This window comes from Halomonas sp. AOP43-A1-21 (genome assembly GCF_052376775.1).
Taxonomy (GTDB): Bacteria; Pseudomonadota; Gammaproteobacteria; order Pseudomonadales; family Halomonadaceae; genus Vreelandella; species Vreelandella colorata.
Map to the genome: position 1 here is coordinate 28,381 of NZ_JBQSWC010000039.1, position 18,163 is coordinate 46,543.

At 54.0% G+C, this 18,163-nt stretch carries 14 protein-coding genes, 1 tRNA gene and 1 other RNA gene; 3 read left to right on the forward strand and 13 right to left on the reverse strand.

Features of this window, described 5'->3' with window-relative positions; all coding sequences use genetic code 11:
* Nucleotides 1–8: 8 nt before the first annotated feature.
* The 11 genes from ACT3R7_RS18125 to betI form a co-directional block, all read right to left on the reverse strand.
* Nucleotides 9–1,646: a glycerol-3-phosphate dehydrogenase/oxidase gene (locus ACT3R7_RS18125; protein ID WP_417419861.1), complete on the reverse strand. Its 1,638-nt coding sequence runs from the start codon at nt 1,644–1,646 to the stop codon at nt 9–11.
* 234 nt (nt 1,647–1,880) lie between these two features.
* Complete coding sequence (locus tag ACT3R7_RS18130; protein ID WP_417419862.1) at nt 1,881–3,632, reverse strand: ABC transporter substrate-binding protein; 1,752 nt, start codon at nt 3,630–3,632, stop codon at nt 1,881–1,883.
* A 69-nt stretch (nt 3,633–3,701) separates the two neighbouring features.
* Nucleotides 3,702–3,974 carry a DUF2160 domain-containing protein gene (locus ACT3R7_RS18135; protein WP_417419863.1) on the reverse strand — a complete coding sequence of 91 codons (273 nt, stop codon included), beginning with the start codon at nt 3,972–3,974 and terminating at the stop codon, nt 3,702–3,704.
* A gap of 11 nt (nt 3,975–3,985) precedes the next feature.
* Entirely contained in the window at nt 3,986–4,882 is an 897-nt protein-coding gene (locus tag ACT3R7_RS18140) for a carbohydrate ABC transporter permease (protein WP_417419864.1), read from the reverse strand.
* 1 nt (nt 4,883) lies between these two features.
* Nucleotides 4,884–5,771, reverse strand: a complete 888-nt coding sequence (locus ACT3R7_RS18145) for a carbohydrate ABC transporter permease (protein WP_192538984.1) — start codon at nt 5,769–5,771, stop codon at nt 4,884–4,886.
* Nucleotides 5,764–6,864, reverse strand: a complete 1,101-nt coding sequence (locus tag ACT3R7_RS18150; RefSeq protein WP_417419865.1) for an ABC transporter ATP-binding protein — start codon at nt 6,862–6,864, stop codon at nt 5,764–5,766. Before ACT3R7_RS18150 ends, ACT3R7_RS18145 begins: the two co-directional genes overlap by 8 nt.
* On the reverse strand, nt 6,857–7,954 hold the full coding sequence (locus tag ACT3R7_RS18155) for an ABC transporter ATP-binding protein (RefSeq protein ID WP_417419866.1): 1,098 nt from the start codon (nt 7,952–7,954) through the stop codon (nt 6,857–6,859). Before ACT3R7_RS18155 ends, ACT3R7_RS18150 begins: the two co-directional genes overlap by 8 nt.
* Before the next feature lie 272 nt (nt 7,955–8,226).
* Entirely contained in the window at nt 8,227–10,716 is a 2,490-nt protein-coding gene (locus ACT3R7_RS18160) for an acyl-CoA dehydrogenase (protein ID WP_417419867.1), read from the reverse strand.
* 290 nt (nt 10,717–11,006) lie between these two features.
* Complete coding sequence (gene betA, locus ACT3R7_RS18165) at nt 11,007–12,680, reverse strand: choline dehydrogenase (RefSeq protein WP_417419868.1); 1,674 nt, start codon at nt 12,678–12,680, stop codon at nt 11,007–11,009.
* 50 nt (nt 12,681–12,730) lie between these two features.
* Nucleotides 12,731–14,200, reverse strand: a complete 1,470-nt coding sequence (betB, locus tag ACT3R7_RS18170; protein WP_496199347.1) for a betaine-aldehyde dehydrogenase — start codon at nt 14,198–14,200, stop codon at nt 12,731–12,733.
* Nucleotides 14,201–14,219: 19 nt separating this feature from the next.
* Nucleotides 14,220–14,834 (reverse strand): transcriptional regulator BetI, encoded by a 615-nt coding sequence (gene betI, locus ACT3R7_RS18175; RefSeq protein WP_417419870.1) that lies wholly within the window; start codon nt 14,832–14,834, stop codon nt 14,220–14,222.
* Between the two features lie 190 nt (nt 14,835–15,024).
* Between betI and ACT3R7_RS18180 the strand changes: the two genes are divergently transcribed.
* The 3 genes from ACT3R7_RS18180 to ffs all read left to right on the forward strand — a co-directional run bounded on the left by ACT3R7_RS18180 (nt 15,025) and on the right by ffs (nt 16,273).
* Nucleotides 15,025–15,957 carry a choline ABC transporter substrate-binding protein gene (locus tag ACT3R7_RS18180; protein WP_417419871.1) on the forward strand — a complete coding sequence of 311 codons (933 nt, stop codon included), beginning with the start codon at nt 15,025–15,027 and terminating at the stop codon, nt 15,955–15,957.
* A 91-nt stretch (nt 15,958–16,048) separates the two neighbouring features.
* Nucleotides 16,049–16,125 (forward strand) — tRNA-Met (locus ACT3R7_RS18185).
* 51 nt (nt 16,126–16,176) lie between these two features.
* An RNA gene (gene ffs, locus ACT3R7_RS18190) (signal recognition particle sRNA small type) lies at nt 16,177–16,273 on the forward strand.
* Nucleotides 16,274–16,363: 90 nt separating this feature from the next.
* Here the strand turns inward: ffs and ACT3R7_RS18195 are convergent.
* Nucleotides 16,364–17,152, reverse strand: a complete 789-nt coding sequence (locus ACT3R7_RS18195) for an SDR family oxidoreductase (RefSeq protein WP_018915978.1) — start codon at nt 17,150–17,152, stop codon at nt 16,364–16,366.
* Between the two features lie 192 nt (nt 17,153–17,344).
* A complete protein-coding gene (locus tag ACT3R7_RS18200) occupies nt 17,345–18,088 on the reverse strand; it encodes a Crp/Fnr family transcriptional regulator (RefSeq protein WP_192539661.1) in 744 nt (247 codons plus the stop codon).
* Nucleotides 18,089–18,163: the final 75 nt, after the last annotated feature.

The window sequence follows — 18,163 nt, forward strand, 5'->3', positions numbered from 1 at the left end:
TTATCGCACTATGCTTGCAGGGCTTCAGGCTGCGCAGTATTAACGCGATTATCAAAATAGGTGGCGAGCCGTTGTTCGGCCTGTTCGCCAAACAGCACGTGACACGCCTGTTTTAAACCTTCTGAATGGCGCAGCTGCTCCTGGTCAACCACAAGCGATATTTTGGAGCGCCGACGCAGGAAGTCTTCAAGCTCGGTAATCATTTCATGATCGCGTGCATGTTCAAGCTCAACGCGAATATATTCGGTGCCTTCAATCAATAATGCCCCTTGGCTTGGGTCTTTCTCGATTTGCTCAAGCATCGCGAAGGCTTTATCGGCGTAGCGACGCCATAGGCGTATCGAAAGAGGCTCTGACGACGTTGGCGCGGTCATCGAATCAAGATCCATACGTTTGGCCTGCGCCATAAACCGCTGCTTGATGGGCAATGCCGGTTCGCCATACCAGTGAAAATCAGGCTTGGGTAACGTTATGCCGAGCGCGAGCAGTGCGTCGGAGATTTCATCGCCCACGTTTAAGCAGTCGGTAAGCTTGCCGCCAAAAATACTGATATGCGCGTTATCGGTATTTGTATCGATTACGTGTTTACGCGAAAGCTGCAGAAAATCACGATCACTACCTTGATCTGACTCTACGGCCAGGGGACGCACACCGCAGCGGGTAGAAATAATATCACTGGGGGTAAGTGGCTTATCCAGCGTTAGCCGCTTATTGATATTATCCAACACAAAATCGATGTCTTCCTGGGTAACCACCGCATCAGGGTGATCCATATGGGTGTCGGTTGTGCCAATGCAGGTTCGGTTGCCCATGGGTATTACAAAAAATAGCCGCCCATCGTCAGCAAAGAAGGCCAATACACGCTTTGAATCCGTCAGCTGGGGCACAATCAGATGAATGCCCTTGGAGTAAAGGTGCTGATGAGATGTTTGCTCGCCGGTAAGCTCATTGTGATGATCAACCCAAGGCCCCGCAGCGTTAATCAATACTTTGGCGCGTATTTCAAACGTGCTGCCATCCATGGTATTACGAGCTTTGGTGATCCATACGCCGTCTTTACGTTCAGCACCCAGCGATTCCACATAGTTGGCCGCTGTTGCGCCGAAGTCGAGCGCGTGGCGTATAAAATTGAACACGAACCGTGCATCGTTATCGTGAAGATAGGCATCGGAATATTCAAACCCACCAATAGAGCGGTCGATATTGATAATGGGTTCTTCGTGTTTAATATGCTTGGGTGCTAACAGGCGCGGGCGTTTGGTAAACCCGTTACCCATTAACCAATAAAGCCATGTGCCCGCCCAAAGATAGCGTGGCGAGTGACGAAAGCCTTTGGTGATGGTGGTAAGAAAGCGAATTTCCTGCACCGTAGAAGGGTAGCTCTTGATTAAGTGGTTGCGGCTTTTGCAAAGTTTACGCACCAAGCCAAAATCATTGCTCTCCATATATTTGATACCTCCCCATACCAGATTAGAGGAGTGCATGCTGGTGCTACCCGCGAAGTCGCCACGATCGATCAGTGCGACACGCGCCCCTTTGCCAGCCAACGCCGCTGCGCTGGCCGCACCGTTAATACCGCCACCAATCACCAGCGCGTCAAAGGTGGTGCTCGCTAATTGACTAACGTTTTGTTCGCGCAGCGTCATGGAAGCCTCATTGGTGGGATAGGTAAGCGTATTAGCCGGAGCTAGAAACGGTTATGTTCATTTGTGAAAGGATATGTGATCGTTTTCGATCTTTCAAGTTTGAAAGTGAACATTGGTGATCATAAAAGCTGCCTTCATGATGCAGCGATCAATGAAGGTTGCTTTACGCTTAAGGGTTTCTTGTCAATTATGCCTAGTGCAGGGCGGTTGTCCGCCCTGCAGGTGGGTGCTTAGCTACTCCTGGCGTGAACCAGCCGCCATCCAGGCTTCCATCATCTCTTCGTAAGGTACCGTCGTGCCCTGGGGCATCTCGTCATCAAGCTTGGGTTTTGGCGCGCCTTCGCGGTCTAGCCAGACCTGGGCATCCTCCTCCTCGTTGAGTACCGGCGCGTAGCTATCGAAGACATTGGCGCGTGCCAGGCGGTTCATGGTGCTGTCCATTTCCGCTGCCAGCTTGTCTAGACCTTCCTGAGGCGAGACTTCACCGCTCATTACCGGCGCCAGGTTTTGCCACCAAAGCGGTGCCATACGTGGGTAGTCAGGCACGTTGGTTCCAGTAGGTGTCCAGTTGGACTCGTTAGGGCTGCGGTAGAATTCCACCAGGCCACCCAACTTGGGGGCCATTTCGGTCATCTGTTCGGAGAAGATGTCAGACTCACGAATGGGCGTTAAACCGTGCATGAGCTTTTCAAGCGATACCGTTTTTGCCACGGTAAACTGGGCGAAAAGCCAGGCAGCTGTGCGGCGGTCTTCAGGCGTCGAGTCGAAGAACGTCCATGCCCCCACGTCCTGGTAGCCTACCTTCATGCCCTCTTCCCAATATGGGCCGGTAGGAGAAGGGGCCATGCGCCATAGAGGGTTACCTTCGTCATCCGTCACCGCTACTGCCGGGTCGACCATGTCGGCCGTAAAGGTGGTATACCAGAAGATCTGCTGGGCGATATGCCCCTGCGCAGGTACCGGCCCTGCTTCCCCAAAGGTCATGCCCTGAGCTTCAGGTGGTGCGAAATCGCGTAGCCAATCGACCGCTTTTTGCATCGCAAATACCGATGCCGGCGAGTTGGTAGCACCGCCGCGACTCACGCTGGCGCCTACCGGCTGGCTATCTTCGTTGACGCGAATACCCCAGTCGTCCACCGGGTTGCCTGAGGGAATGCCAGGGCTGCCCATGCCTGCCATGGAGAGCCAGGAATCGTGGAAGCGCCAGCCCAGGGACGGGTCGCGGCGGCCGTAGTCCATATGGCCGTATACCTTGACGCCATCGATTTCACCCACGTGTTCCGAGAAGAACTCGGCAATGTCTTCATAGGCTGTCCAGTTGGTCGGTACCCCCAGGTCGTAGCCATAAATTTCCCGGAACTGTTCCTGCAGATCCTCGCGCTGGAACCAGTCATGGCGGAACCAGTAGAGGTTGGCGAACTGCTGGGTGGGCAGTTGGAACAGGCTGCCGTCCGGCCCGGTGCCATACTGCAAGCCAATAAAGTCGTCCAGGTCCAGCGTGGGCAGCGTGTAGTCAGACCACTCATTCTCCATCGCTTCAGACAGATTGACCGTCGTGCCATAGCGGATATGCGTGCCGATGGAGTCGGTATCATTCACAAAACCATCGTAGATGCTGTTACCCGACTGCATCTGATTCTGCATGGTATCCACCACATCGCCCTCACCAATGATGTTGTGGGTGACGTTGATGCCGGTCAGTTCTTGAAAGGCTTCAGTCAGAACCTCACTTTCATATACGTGAGTCGTGAGGCCTTCGGCCACGGTTTGAATATCCATGCCCCGGAAAGGCTCGGCAGCGTTGGCAAACCACATCAGCTCCTCGATCTGCTCTTCACGGCTTAGGGTTGAGTTTTGAAAGTGCTCATCGACCAGGCGTTCGGCGATGGCGCGAGCGTCATTTTCCTGGGCTGACAGCGCGCCCGAGGCTAGCAGCAGGCTCGCGGCGAGAGTGGTCAGTCTGAATTTGTTGTAATGCTTTGGCATGGTGACCTCGTTTTGTTGTGTTCTTCCCTGATGGCTTGGCCGTCCCTGATACCGATTAAACGCTGGCAGCTAGCCCCAGCGCATTAATATCAACAGCCATATGGCTGATACCGCTAGTGCAATCCAGATGGATAGTGAGGTGAAGCCAATCACACCCAGATGGATAAACGCAGCAGAGAGCAGACCGATAAACAGTCTGTCCCCGCGTGTAGTGGAAATGGGCAAAAACCCTTTGCGCTCTATAGTGGGTGACAGGATCTCCCATATCGTCATCCCAGCCAGCATGGCCGCAATGGACGAAAAGAATACGGCGGTGGGCATGGTCCATACCATCCAGGACATGGCGAATCTCCTCAGGTACGGCCCAGGGCAAAGCCCTTGGCGATATGGTTACGAACGAAGTAGACGACCAGAATGCCGGGGATAATGGTGAGAACCCCGGCGGCGGCCAGGGTGCCCCAGTCAATTCCGGAGGCGGTAGACGTGCGTGTCATGATCATGCCGATAGGCTGGGCACTGGTCGCGGTTAGCGTACGGGCCAGCAGAAGCTCCACCCAAGAGAACATGAACAGGAAGAACAGCGTGACGCCGATACCCGAGCGGATCATGGGGATGAAAATCTTGACGAAAAAGCGCGGAAAGCTGTAGCCATCGATATAGGCCGTTTCATCAATCTCTTTGGGCACACTGCTCATGAAGCCTTCAAGAATCCAGATCGCCAGCGGGATATTGAACAGGCAGTGGGCCAGCGCCACGGCAATATGGGTATCGAACAGACCGACCGAATAGTAGAGCTGAAAGTAGGGCAGCAAGAATACCGCAGGTGGGGCCATCAGGTTGGTCAGCAGCCAGAAAAACAGATGCTTGTCGCCAATGAAGGTGAAGCGGCTAAAGGCATAAGCGGCCGGCAGCGCTACGCAGATAGTGATGAGCATGTTCATCGCCACGTAGAGCATCGAGTTAACGTAGCCCATGTACCAGCTCGAATTGGTAAAGATGCCGATATAGTTATCGAAGGTAAGGTTTTGTGGCCACAGGGTCATTGAGCCGAGAATTTCGCTATTGGTCTGCAGCGACATATTGATCAGCCAATAGATGGGCAGAATCATCAATATCAGATAGAGGCCAAGCAGGCAGTTGGCACGCCAGCGCGAGCGGGCGTTGCGGTTACGCCGCTGGGCGGGCGTTACCTTGCTGAAAATGGTGGTGTACTTTTCGCCGCGCTGAGTGTTTTCGAGTTGGTAGCTCATGCTAGGCACCTCCGTGCGGGTGCTTGTCTTTCTGCATGTGCATGATGGTGGTATAGAACACCCAGCTCACCAGCAGAATGACCAGAAAATAGATCAGCGAAAATGCCGCCGAAGGGCCCAGATCCTGCTGTCCGACCGCCATGGTCGTCAGTGACTGGCTCAGGAACGTGGTGGCGCTGCCCGGCCCGCCGCCGGTCAGTACAAAGGGCTCGGCGTAAATCATGAACGAGTGCATGAAGCGCAGCAGTACGGCAATCACCAGGACATTGGTTAGCTTGGGCAACTGGATATAGCGGAACACCGCCCATTTGGAGGCGCGGTCAATGCGCGCGGCCTGGTAGTAAGCTTCAGGAATCGAGCGCAGGCCGCTGTAGCAGAGCATCGCGACCAGCGGCGTCCAGTGCCAGACGTCCATCAGCACGATGGTCACCCAGGCATCGCCCGCGTTGCGGGTGATATTGTAGTCAACGCCCAGCTCGCGCAGACCCCAGCCCATCAAGCCGATATCTCCCCGGGTAAAGATTTGCCAGATACTGCCCACCACATTCCAAGGGATGAGCAACGGCAGGGTAATCAAGATCAGTACCGCTGAGGCTTGCCAGCCGCGTTTGGGCATGATCAACGCAATGCCGATTCCCAGCGGAATCTGAATGGCGAGAATAATCAGCGAGAAGGAAATCTGGCGAAGAAATGCTGCTTGAAGAGCACTGTCATTGAGCATGCTTTCAAACCACTCGGTGCCGGTAAAAAATCTCGCGTTGGGGCCAAGCACATCCTGCACCGAGTAGTTGACCACGGTCATCAGCGGGATGATGGCGGAGAACGCCACCAGTACCAGCATGGGAAGCACCAGCAGCCAGGCTTTATTATTGGGTACTTTGTTATTCATGCTCAGCCTCCACCCGATATTCATCGATATACAGCGCAACATGAGCATTATTGAAGTGCGCGAACGCCGTTTCACCAACCGGCGGGTGGCCTTCGGGCAGGCGTGCCTTGAAGGATTGCCCGTTGAGTCTGAAGGTCAACAGGGAGTAGGTGCCAAGATCCTGCAAGCTGGTCACCTCTATGGGTATGCCTTCGGTCGTCTGGTGGGAGCTGATAGTGATGAATTCCGGGCGGATACCCAGCTTGATATTGCTGGCGTTCGCGCTGGCGATAGCGTGCTTGAGCGGCGCGCTGACCGGTAGGGGCTGTGAGCCGAACATTACCTGACCGCCTTGATATTCTACTGCCAGGAAGTTCATGCCGGGGCTGCCAATGAAATAGCCTACAAAGGTATGTGTGGGGCGTTCAAACAGCTCTCGCGGCGTGCCGAATTGAACCACCTGCCCCTCGTACATCACGGCAATTTTATCCGCGAAAGTAGAGGCTTCGAGCTGGTCGTGGGTCACGTAGATCATGGTGATATTGAAGCGTTCGTGAATTTCCTTGAGCTTGCGGCGCAGCTTCCACTTCAACTGCGGGTCGATCACTGTCAGCGGCTCATCAAACAAAATGGCCGTTACATCATCGCGCACCAGCCCACGTCCCATGGAGACTTTCTGCTTCTCATCGGCAGTCAGGTTCTTGGCTTTACGTTTTAACAGCGGGGTAAGGTCCAGAATATCGGCGACTTCGAGCACCTTGGGTTTCACGCGGTGCTCGGGGGTGTTCATGTTACGCAACGGAAAGGCGAGGTTGTCGAACACTGTCATGGTGTCGTAGATCACCGGGAACTGGAACACCTGGGCAATATTGCGCTCTTCAGGAGGCAGCTCATTTACCCGTTGGCCGTCAAACAGCACGTCACCCTCAGAGGGTTCAAGCAGCCCTGAAATGATATTGAGCAGCGTTGACTTGCCACACCCCGAAGGCCCTAACAGCGCATAGGCGCCACCCTGGTGCCAAACGTGGTCCATCTGCCGAATGGCGTAATCCGCTGCATGGGTAGGCGTTTTTTCATAGGAGTGTGCAAGGCCTTTAAGGGTGATTTCAGCCATGGGCAGCTCCTTTCTGACGCGCAGGAGTGTGAACGGTATGACCCTGTTTGTTGAAGGCGTAAAGTTGATGGGTAGGGAAGTAGACTTTCAGCGGCTCATTGACGCTGAATTGATGGATACCTGCCAGATGCAGTACTAGCGGAAAGCGCTCGTGGTGAACATGCAGAAAGGTTTCTGAACCACTGATTTCGGCAACGTCTACATGCACATCCAGCGCCAGGTCATCCGTCCTTTGTGGCACCAGGGTGAGATGTGACGCGCGCACGCCAAAGTCGTAATCACCCGGCTCAAGGCGTTTGAGATTGTCATCGCAGGGAAAATGCAGCGTTTGATCAAAGGTGATTTCGGTATCGGTAAGCTGGCCGGGCACAATGTTAATGGGCGGCTCAGAAAACATCTCGGCGCTAAAGCGGCCGTTGGGCTCACGGTAGACCTGTTCGGTAGGGCCGTACTGAAGCAGCTTGCCTTCGTGCAGCACCGCCGTGTTGCCGCCCAGCGCCAGCGCCTCGTTGGGTTCGGTCGTGGCGTATACCGCAATACAGTTGCGCGCCTTGAACAGTTCGCGCAGTTCGTCACGCAGTTCTTCACGCAGCTTGTAGTCAAGATTGACCAGCGGTTCATCGAACAGGATTAGATCGGCATCCTTGACCAACGCTCGCCCCATGGCGGTGCGCTGCTGCTGGCCGCCGGAAAGCTCTTCAGGGTAGCGGTTAAGCAGGTGTTCGATATGCAGCATCTCGGCTATTTCGCCCACCCGCTTGTCAATTTCGCTTTTAGGATGTTTGGCAAGCTTGAGCGGAGAGGCAATGTTGTCGTAAACGGTGAGGCTGGGGTAGTTGATAAACTGCTGATACACCATGGAAACATTGCGCTTGCGCACGGAGACGTTGGTCACGTCTTTGCCATCCAGGATGATCTTTCCTTGAGTAGGGGGCTCAAGCCCTGCCATAAGACGCATAAGCGTAGTTTTACCCGCTAGCGTACGGCCCAAGAGCACATTGAAGGAGCCCGGTTCAAGGGCTAAGTCTATTTCACTGATGTGCGCCACACCGTTAACGATGTGATCAACCTTTTGCAAATGTAAGGACATGCCGATCTCGCAAGCGTCATTGTTATTGGAGATGATCAATTGGGGATGATCATTAGATCGTGCGTGCTGTTGAAAATTGATTAAACGGCGTTGGTTATTAGGTTTTTTGCTTTCGTTTCCGAAAGGCTAGTTGACCGTTTGTGAACTCGCAATGCGTTTTTGGGTAATTGGGATACGCTTTTAGGCGTAGATAAAGATTAAAAAACCGGCTCCATAATGGAGCCGGTTAAGGGCTGTTACGTGAGATTCAGTGCTTATTTGGACACCAATGCTTATTTAGCGTTTTCTGTCTGCTGTTGGTGAATGGGAGCCGCCTTTTTAGCGTTGTGATCAATGAGGGTGTCTTTATTGATAGCAAACGCATCGTAGGCAAAGTCGTCCACCGTCAACATCTCAAGTACCTGGGTTTCGAATTCACGCATAAAGACAGTTTCTTCTTCGCTGATCAGCCCTTTTTCAAAGGCGACTTCAACCCGCGCTTCTGGGTGAAGCGCCGTCTGTGGCAGCTCACCCTTGGCATAGGCCTTGTTAACCGTACGATAGATCGCTTCAGCACGGTCATAGTCGACCAGTAGAGCGTTGTAGCGGGCCAGCGGGTTAGGCTGTTCACCGTCATCGGCATCCCAGGTGTTTTGAAGCAGCTTGGTGCGCAGCGCGCTATGGGTAGAAACACGCTTGGCGATGTCGCGAGCTAAATCATCATGGGGTTTATCCCAACGACGACCGGTAGGCATCACTATCGCATTAAGTACACGGCCTAATGCCCGGTTAGGCAGGTTGTCGAAAATCTCAACAAAGGCCTGTTCGGCGCGGTGTAGCAGAAAGCGGCAGCTGTAGTGGAGCAGAGCGTCTTCACCTTCTACTTTTTCACCTGCCTGCCACTGCTTAAGCACCATGGAGGCTAAGTAAAGGTTTGAGAGCACATCACCCAAACGGGCTGAAAGCATTTCGCGCTTTTTCAGCGCTGAGCCAAGGCTTGCCATGGCGGCGTCGGCACATAGGCCAAATCCGGCGGATAGGCGTGCAATGTCTTGCGCATACGCAGCGGCTGGCCCGTCAAACGGCACGCTTTCCTTACCAAACCCCAGCCCCATGGTGAACGCACGCGCAGCGTTACCGAAAATAAGGCCCGCATGGCTAAAGAAGGCTTTATCAAATGCCTTGATATCATTGGCATCTTTGGCGGCTAGTTCATCCAGCACGTATGGATGGCAGCGAATCGCGCCTTGACCAAAGATCATCAGGTTGCGCGTCATGATGTTGGCGCCTTCCACGGTAATCGCAACCGGGTTGGCACTATAGCCAATACCTAAATAGTTACGTGGGCCGAGGGTAACCGCTTTGCCGCCATGCACATCCATCGCGTCGCTTAACAGCACGCGTTGAAATTCGGTCAGCTGGCTTTTGAGAATAGCCGAGGGAACCGCAGGTTTTTCACCATGATCAATCAGGTTAGCCGTTTGATAAACCGTTGCCTGAGAGATATAGGCCAGAGCGGCCATACGGGCTAACGGCTCTTGAACACCTTCCATTTCGGCCACAGGTACGTTGAACTGGCGGCGAACGCGGGTAAAGCCACCGCTCCAACCCAGTGCATATCGGGCGGTACCGGTGGCGCCGGAGGGCAGAGTGATACAGCGGCCGATGGATAAGCACTCCACCAGCATGCGCCAGCCCTGGCCAATCATATCTTCGCCGCCGATGATGGTATCCAGCGGTACAAAGACATCCACGCCTTTAATCGGGCCATTCATAAACGGGCTGCCGATCGGGTGGTGGCGGCGGCCAATCTCCATACCTTGGGTATCGCGCGGGATTAAGGCAAGGGTAATGCCGCGGTCTTCTTCATCGCCCAGAAGCTTTTCAGGGTCGAATAAACGGAAGGCCAATCCAACTACGGTGGCAATGGGTGCCAGGGTAATCCAGCGTTTTTCGAACGTTAGGCGAAGGCCAAGCACTTCCTTGCCATCGATGACTTCTTTGCATACCACGCCAACGTCAGGAAGCGACGTGGCATCGGAGCCGGCGCGCGGGCCAGTCAGGCCAAAGCAGGGGATTTCACGGCCGTCGGCCAAGCGAGGCAGGTAGTGGTTTTTCTGTTCTTCGGTACCGTACTTGAGCAGCAACTCGCCCGGGCCGAGCGAGTTGGGGACGCCAACGGTAACCATCAGTGTCTCATTGGCGGAGAGCTTCTGCAGCGCCATGGACTGCGCTTTAGCCGAGAAGCCCAGACCACCGTACTCCTTGGGAATAATCATCCCGAAGAAGCCTTCTTTTTTCAGGTAGTCCCATAGCTGCTGAGGCAAGTCAGCACGCTCCTGGGCGATATCCCAGGCGTTACACATACCGGCCGCTTTGGCACACTGGATGTCCAGAAAGGCTTGTTCGTCTTCGCGCAAGCCCTCATCTGTATAGCTGAGTAGCTTGCTCCACTGGGGCTTGCCTGAAAACAGCTCGCCATCCCAGGAGACGCTCCCCGCTTCAAGCGCCGTACGCTCGGTATCCGAAACTTTGGGGGCTACTTTCTTAAAGATATTAAACACACGCGGCGTGAGCCACTGTTTGCGTAGTGCGGGCAGGCCAGCCGCTGCAACGGCAATGGCGCCGATAAGCAGCACCACGCCGATAAACGTGGCATCAACCAGCAGGCCAACCAACCCCAGTATGCCAAGCAGCGTGAGTGCCGCCGAAGCGCCTGCTTCGCGCCGCATGATTATTAGCAGGCCAACCACGGCAAGAATTACAAGTAGTAGGGTGAGCATAGAACGTCTCCATGTATTATTAGGCGCTGTCCGATTATTATCGTTGCTCAGTCTATCGCGTTAACCAGCTGAGTAGGGCATAAGCGTGAGGTGTATTCGAACAGATGTTTGAATATTGGCAGACCAGCGCCGTTCAGCGCAAGCCACACTGCATTAATACAAGTCACATTTATTAATAGTAGCCTAGTAAAAAAATGCCACGGCCGTAAGCCGTGGCGTTTTGTGAAGTAATCCACCTTCTTTAAGCGCTATTTTTTCAGTACTTTTTTCAGTACGTTTTTAAACGCCATTTATACCCGTTTGGCCGGTGTGCCGTTGGCGATATGGTAATCGACCTGGGCGGCTGGCAACGGCTCGCGCCCGAGGATGCGGTCAGCGATCTTTTCGGCGAGCATGATCGTCGGCGCGTTCAGGTTGCCGGTGGGAATTATCGGGAATAGCGAGGCATCGACCACCCGTAGCCCTTCCAAGCCGTGTACCCGGCCTTGGCCATCCGTTACCGAGAGTACGTCCTCGCCCATTCGGCAGCTGCCACAAGGGTGATACGCCGTTTCAGCATGCTGTTTGACGAACTCATCAAGCGCTTCGTCGGTGTGTACCTTACCGCCGGGGGCAACCTCACGGCCTCGATATCGATCGAACGCCGGCTGGGCGATAATCTCGCGGGTTAGGCGAATCGCGTCGCGAAACTCTTGCCAGTCTTTGGCCTTGGACATGTAATTAAACAAAATGCTGGGCGCGGCGTGGGGATCTTTAGAGGTTAGCTTAATGCGCCCGCGGCTTTCAGAGCGCATGGAGCCCACGTGGGCCTGAAATCCATGGGCTTGAACAGCGCTTTTACCGTTATAGCTAATCGCGATGGGTAAAAAGTGGTACTGCAGATTAGGCCACTCTTCTTCATCACGGCTGCGGATAAACGCACACGCTTCAAATTGGTTGCTGGCACCAATCCCCGTTCCTTTGAATAGCCACTCGGCGCCTATCATGGGCTGGTTGTGCCATTTAAGGGCAGGGTAGAGCGAAATGGGCTCTTTACACTCGTATTGTATGTACATCTCCAAATGATCTTGAAGATTTTCACCTACCCCTGGCAGCGCATGAACTACCTCAATACCTAACGACTCGAGCAGCTCGGGATTGCCTACGCCTGAGCGCTGCAGAATTTGCGGTGAGGCAATGGCACCGCCGCACAGCAGTACTTCTCGCCGGGCACGAGCTGTCTGTGCTTTCCCTTTGCGCTCATAGCGCACGCCCACCGCGCGTTTACCGTCAAACGTAATCACATCGGTAACGGCATGGGTTTTAATGGTCAGGTTGGTGCGCTGTTTGGCGATATCCAGATAGCCCCTTGCCGTGGAGGCGCGCCGCCCCTTGGGCGTAACGAATCGATCCATAGGGCCAAAGCCCTCCTGCTGGTAGCCGTTTACGTCCTGTGTCTCGGGGTAGCCTGCCTGTTTGCCTGCTTCAATAAAGATGCGATAAAGCGGATTGTTATCGTCTTTGGGTGTGGTAACGCTGACCGGGCCGTCGCCACCGTGGTAATCGTTCGGGCCAATGTCACGGGTTTCCGATTTTTTAAAGTAGGGTAGACAGCTTAAGTAGTTCCAATCTTCCAGGCCGGGCTGCTTGGCCCAGCTATCGTAATCCAGCGCGTTGCCGCGGATGTAGCACATGCCGTTGATCAGTGAAGATCCGCCCAACCCTTTGCCACGGCCACACTCCATCCGGCGGCCATCCATATAGGGCTCCGGGTCGGTTTCAAACGCCCAGTTATAGCGCTTGCCCTGGAGTGGGAAGGCAAGTGCTGCGGGCATCTGGGTACGAAAATCGAGCCGATAGTCCGGGCCACCGGCTTCCAATAGCAGAACGCTGACATCGCTATCTTCGGTTAGGCGTGTGGCCAGTACGTTCCCCGCTGAGCCAGCGCCGATAATGATGTAGTCGAATTCATGCGGTTGCGACATGATTTTACCTTGATAGAAAGTCGGATAATCTGCGTGCCTGCTGCTTCGCTTTAAAACACCGACTCAAAGGGGCCCATCTCGATTTGTACCGACTTGGTCTGGGTATAGTGGTTAAGCGTCTCGATACCGTTTTCACGACCAATACCCGACTCTTTATAACCGCCCACCGGCATTTCAGAAGGCGACTCACCCCAGGTATTGATCCAGCAAATACCCGCTTCCAGCTGATGAATAACGCGGTGGGCGCGGTTTAAACTTTCGCTAAATACGCCCGCCGCCAGGCCATATTGAGTATCGTTGGCGCGGCGGATCACTTCGGCCTCGTCATCAAAGGCCAGCACCGACATGACTGGCCCGAAGATTTCTTCTTTCACAATGCGCATATCGTCAGTGCAATCGGTAAATACCGTAGGGGCCGCCCAGGCGCCGTTAGCCCAGTGGCCATTCGTCCAATCATCACCCCCGACCAGTACGCGCGCGCCTTGCTGTTTGCCCAGCGCAATGTAGGAAAGCACCTTCTCCTGATGCTCAAAACTGACCAGCGGGCCGAAGTTCACACTGGGATCCATCGGGTCGCCCGCTTTGATGCGCTTGACGCGCTCTGTCAGCTTGGTTTCAAACGCATCTTTAACACTGCGCTCGATAAATACACGTGTACCGTTGGTGCAAATTTGGCCGCTGGAGTAGAAATTGGCCATCATGGCTGCATCGGCGGCGCGATCAAGATCGGCATCGGCAAAGACGATCAGCGGTGATTTGCCGCCCAGCTCCATCGTCACGTCTTTAAGCGTTGAGCTTGCCGCTGTGGCCATCACTTTCTTGCCGGTACCTGCTTCGCCGGTAAACGACACTTTGGCAATGCCTGGATGCTCTGTCAGCCTCGCGCCCACACAGCCATCGCCTTGCACTACGTTGAACACGCCATCGGGCAGGCCTGCTTCGGTAAAAATTTCGGCGAGTTTGATCGCGCTCAGCGGTGTGACTTCGCTGGGTTTAAACACCACCGCATTACCCGCTGCCAGCGCAGGTGCGGCTTTCCAGCAGGCGATTTGAATGGGGTAATTCCAGGCGCCGATAGCGCCAATAACGCCCAGCGGCTCTCGGCGGGTATACACAAAGGAGCTTTCCCGCAGCGGGATTTGGCTACCTTCGATGGCGGGTGCTAGCCCTGCGTAATACTCCAACGCATCAGCGCCGGTCACGATATCAACGCTGGACGTTTCACTAATCGGCTTGCCGGTATTGCGGGTTTCAAGCTCCGCCAGTTCATCATTGCGCTCGCGGAGTAGGGCAACGGCCTTTAACAAAATACGCGAGCGCTGCATGCCGGTCATGGCGGCCCATTCACGTTGGCCGTTTTGCGCGGCTTTTACTGCCGCGTCAACATCCTGTTGGCTCGCTTGGCCAATCGTTGCCAGCAGGCTGCCGTCATAAGGGTTGGTAACGGTAAAGGTATTGCCGGAGGTGGCGGCGAGCGGGCGACCATTAATATACAGAGGCTGTACATCTTGAGCGGCCATGTTGGTCTCCTTTAAAAGCTTAGTGAGCGGATGCAAACTGCTGGCATCCGTGATGCGCTAGCAGTTGATCAAGGTAGTGGTAGGCAAGGTGGCGAGCTTCGTCGGTATCCAGGCCTTCGGGCGTTAAAGCACCGCGCAGCCATAAGCCATCAATCATCGCGGCTAGCCCGCGGGCGGCCTTTCGGGCTTCGGCATGAGGTAACACTCGGCGAAACTGATGGCATAAATTGGCGTACAGGCGCCGATCATTGACGTGCTGCAGGCGTTGAAGCATGGGCTTATGCATGCTGCTGGCCCAGAAGGCGAGCCATGTTTTGGCGGCAGGCCCGGTCACCTGAGTACGGTCGAAGTTGCCTTCAATAATGGCGCCAATGTGCGCCCTGGGCGAGTCATCATTCAACGCCATACGGCGCATTGACACGGCGTCAGACAGGTCGGTCAATATCTGACGCATGGTGGCTTCCAGCAGACCATCCTTACCGCCAAAATAATGGCTGATAATCCCCGCAGAAACGCCCGCGTGGCGTGCAATCCGCATAATGGTCGCTTCTGCTAATCCCACCTCGTCGATGGCCGCCATGGTGGCATGAATTAACTGCTGGCGGCGTATCGGTTCCATTCCCACCTTGGGCACAGCGATCTCCTAATGACGTTGAATGCCCACCTTGCAACCTAGGATTAGGCATGATTACCTGTCTATCTTAGCTTTTTTTATTGATCGTTCAATCAATAAAAATACACATGCTACATGGAACTGGCGTTTAAAGAAAAAACCTGCACATTTAAGCAATATGTCCATTTAAACAAGTAGAAGGGGAGTGGTAATGAAACACGTCTATTTTTGCGGTTTAAGCGCGCTACTAATGGGAACTGCCGTACCGGCGATGGCTCAGGCGGATGATTGCTCACGCGTACGTTTTGCAGAAGTTGGCTGGACCGATATTACCGCAACCACTGCTTTGGCAAGTGAAGTGTTAGAGGCGCTGGGCTATGAGCCCAGAGTCGATACGGTGTCCGTCCCGATTGCATATGCGGGCATGCGCAATAATGATTTTGATGTCTTTCTAGGTAATTGGATGCCCTCTATGGCGTCCATCAGTGACCCGTATATTGAAAGTGGCGATGTTGAACGTCTGGTTGCCAATCTTAAAGGCGCTAAATACACGCTGGCCGTTCCGCAGTACGTGTACGATGCAGGGGTAACCTCGGTGAATGATTTAGCGGCCCACGCTGATCAATTTAAACATCGCGTACATGGCATTGAGGCTGGTAACGATGGCAACGAGCTTATTCAGCAGATGATTGATGATAACGCTTACGAGCTGGGCGATTGGCAGGTCGTGGATTCCAGTGAAGCGGGCATGCTTTCTGAGCTTACTACGCGGGTTCCCAATCAAGAGTGGATGGTCTTCTTGGGGTGGGAGCCGCATCCCATGAATACCAATTTTGATATGGCCTACTTATCCGATGCAGATGACTACTTTGGGCCTGACCTGGGGGGCGCCACGGTGCACACCAATACACGCGCCGGGTTTGTCGAAGCGTGCCCGAACGTAGGTACGCTACTTGGCAATATGACCTTTACGCTGGAAATGGAAAATCAGTTAATGAGTTCGATTATGGATGATGGCGTTGATCCTCGCGCTGCCGCCAATCGCTATTTAAAAGAAAATCACGATTTATTGGAGGCGTGGCTTGAAGGCGTGACGACTCTGGAGGGTGAGCCAGCTCTGCCAGCGGTTCAGGCTGCGCTATAAGCAGGTTATCAGCCAATTCAAAGGCAAGCCTGTTTGCGGCTTGCCTTTTGCATCGAGAATAGGCATAATCTGCACCCGCTGATGTCGGAAAGGCTACGTAGCTCAGCTGGTTAGAGCACATCACTCATAATGATGGGGTCCCCTGTTCAAATCAGGGCGTAGCCACCAAAATCAGCGCCGCAGTACACGTTTAGTTCATGTGTATTGCCATGGTGGCCCCTTAGGTCCTCCCGCAACGCTAAACTGCGAACCCCGCCAGGCCCGGAAGGGAGCAACGGTAGTGGTGGCTGCGTGTGCCGGGATGTGGCTTTTGGGGCCGCCTCCATTTCTGCTATACCCCTCCCAGATTGTCGTAAACTTGCCTTAACCTCCATTTGCTCAGTATCAATCGCGCGCATGCATTCTGCTAGAACGTCCCTGGATAGGCGCCGCCGTCGAGTAAAATATTCTGCCCGGTCAGATAGCCCGCGTGTTCGCTGCACATAAACGCACAGAAGGCGCCGAACTCTTCAGCTGTGCCGAACCGTCGGGCAGGCACTCCTTGAGCACGCTGCTCGCGTACCTGCTCAATGTCTTGCTGGGTTTTCTCGGCGACGTTTTTGAAGTTGCCGCGTAGCCGATCGGTGTCAAAAGAGCCGGGTAGCAAGTTGTTGATCGTGACATTGCAGGAGGCAAGTTGTGGCTGGCGCGCGAGCCCGGCGACGAAGCCGGTCAGCCCGCTGCGTGCACCGTTGGAAAGCCCGAGGATGTCAATGGGGGCTTTCACAGCACCTGACGTGATATTGACCACGCGTCCAAAGCCGTTGGCGGCCATGCGGTCCACCGTCGCCTTGATTAGCGCTATCGGCGTGATCATGTTGGCGTCCACGGCCTGTATCCAATCTTCACGATCCCAGTCGCGGAAATCACCGGGTGGTGGCCCGCCGTTGTTATTGATCAGAATATCGACCTGCGGGCAGGCAGCAAGCAGTGCCTCGCGCACTTCTTCATGCCCAATATCGCCGGGTACCGGGCGAACTTCAATTTCAGGGTTCAGTGCCCGTAATGCTTCGGCGGTTTTCTCGAGCACCTCGGCGTTACGCGAGTTGATGGCTAGGTTGACACCTTCTTTGGCGAGCGCTTCAGCGCAGCCCCGGCCTAGCCCTTTGCTTGCTGCACAAATCACTGCCCAGCGCCCCGTGATTCCCAAATCCATACTGTGCGCTCCTTCTTATTCAATTTCCGGCTTTAGCGTAATGAAAATAGTCACCATTTATTGATAATAGTATGCCTGTAACGAATTTGGCGCTTTATGGGGCAGGGAATAAAACTGAACTGGCTAGATTATTAGCCATGGACACAGTATAAAAAAAGCACCGGAGCAGGCACATCCAAACTAAACAAACGGCTATGAAGCGGCATCTTTCTCAATATGCAGGTAAAGAGGATCAAATTCGCCTGCCTGCTGTATTTTGTTCCAGTCAGGTATGGTCATGCGACTTTTGTCAGTCTGGATCAAGCCATCTGAGCGCAGCGCTTGAAAGACTCGGTTCACGTGAACCGGTGTCATTCCTGTCGCGTCTGCTATTTCTGCCTGGGTAACGGGCATGTGAAACGTGTTGTTCTCAACTAAACCTACCGCCTTTAGGCGCAGCATGAGTTCACAGATAATATGCGCGATGCGCGAATAAGCTTCACGCTGGCCTATATTTAGAAGCCATTCACGAAAGATTGAGGCGTATATAAGAGTTTCACGCCAGAAAACACCCGCAAGACGAGGGTGACGTTCGAACAGTTGGTTCAAATCCTTGTGCTGGATGAAGCCGAGTTTGCAAGGGCTGATAGAGGCAATATTAATATCTAGGACCCTCAGGTGAAGGCTTTGCAGGTCAGGGATATCGCCAGGCACATGCAGGGCCATTATTTGACGCTTGCCTTCGATAGACACTTTATAGACACAGGTAAAACCTTCAACAATGAAGCAGCACTGAGCCGGTTGATCTCCCACTCTTACAATGTCGTGATTAGTTTTAATGTTTTTGATTTGAACCGGTAAGTCTGTAAGCGCCTGCTTTTCCTCGTCAGTGAGAACGAAAATGCTGTCTAACTTACGGATCATTATTTGATTGGGGGAATCGGGCGCGGTAGTCATGTTGGACTCCATGGTTTGCAGAAATGAAGCCACATGCAACATTTACCTGCTTATTTGCTAATAATGTGAATCTAG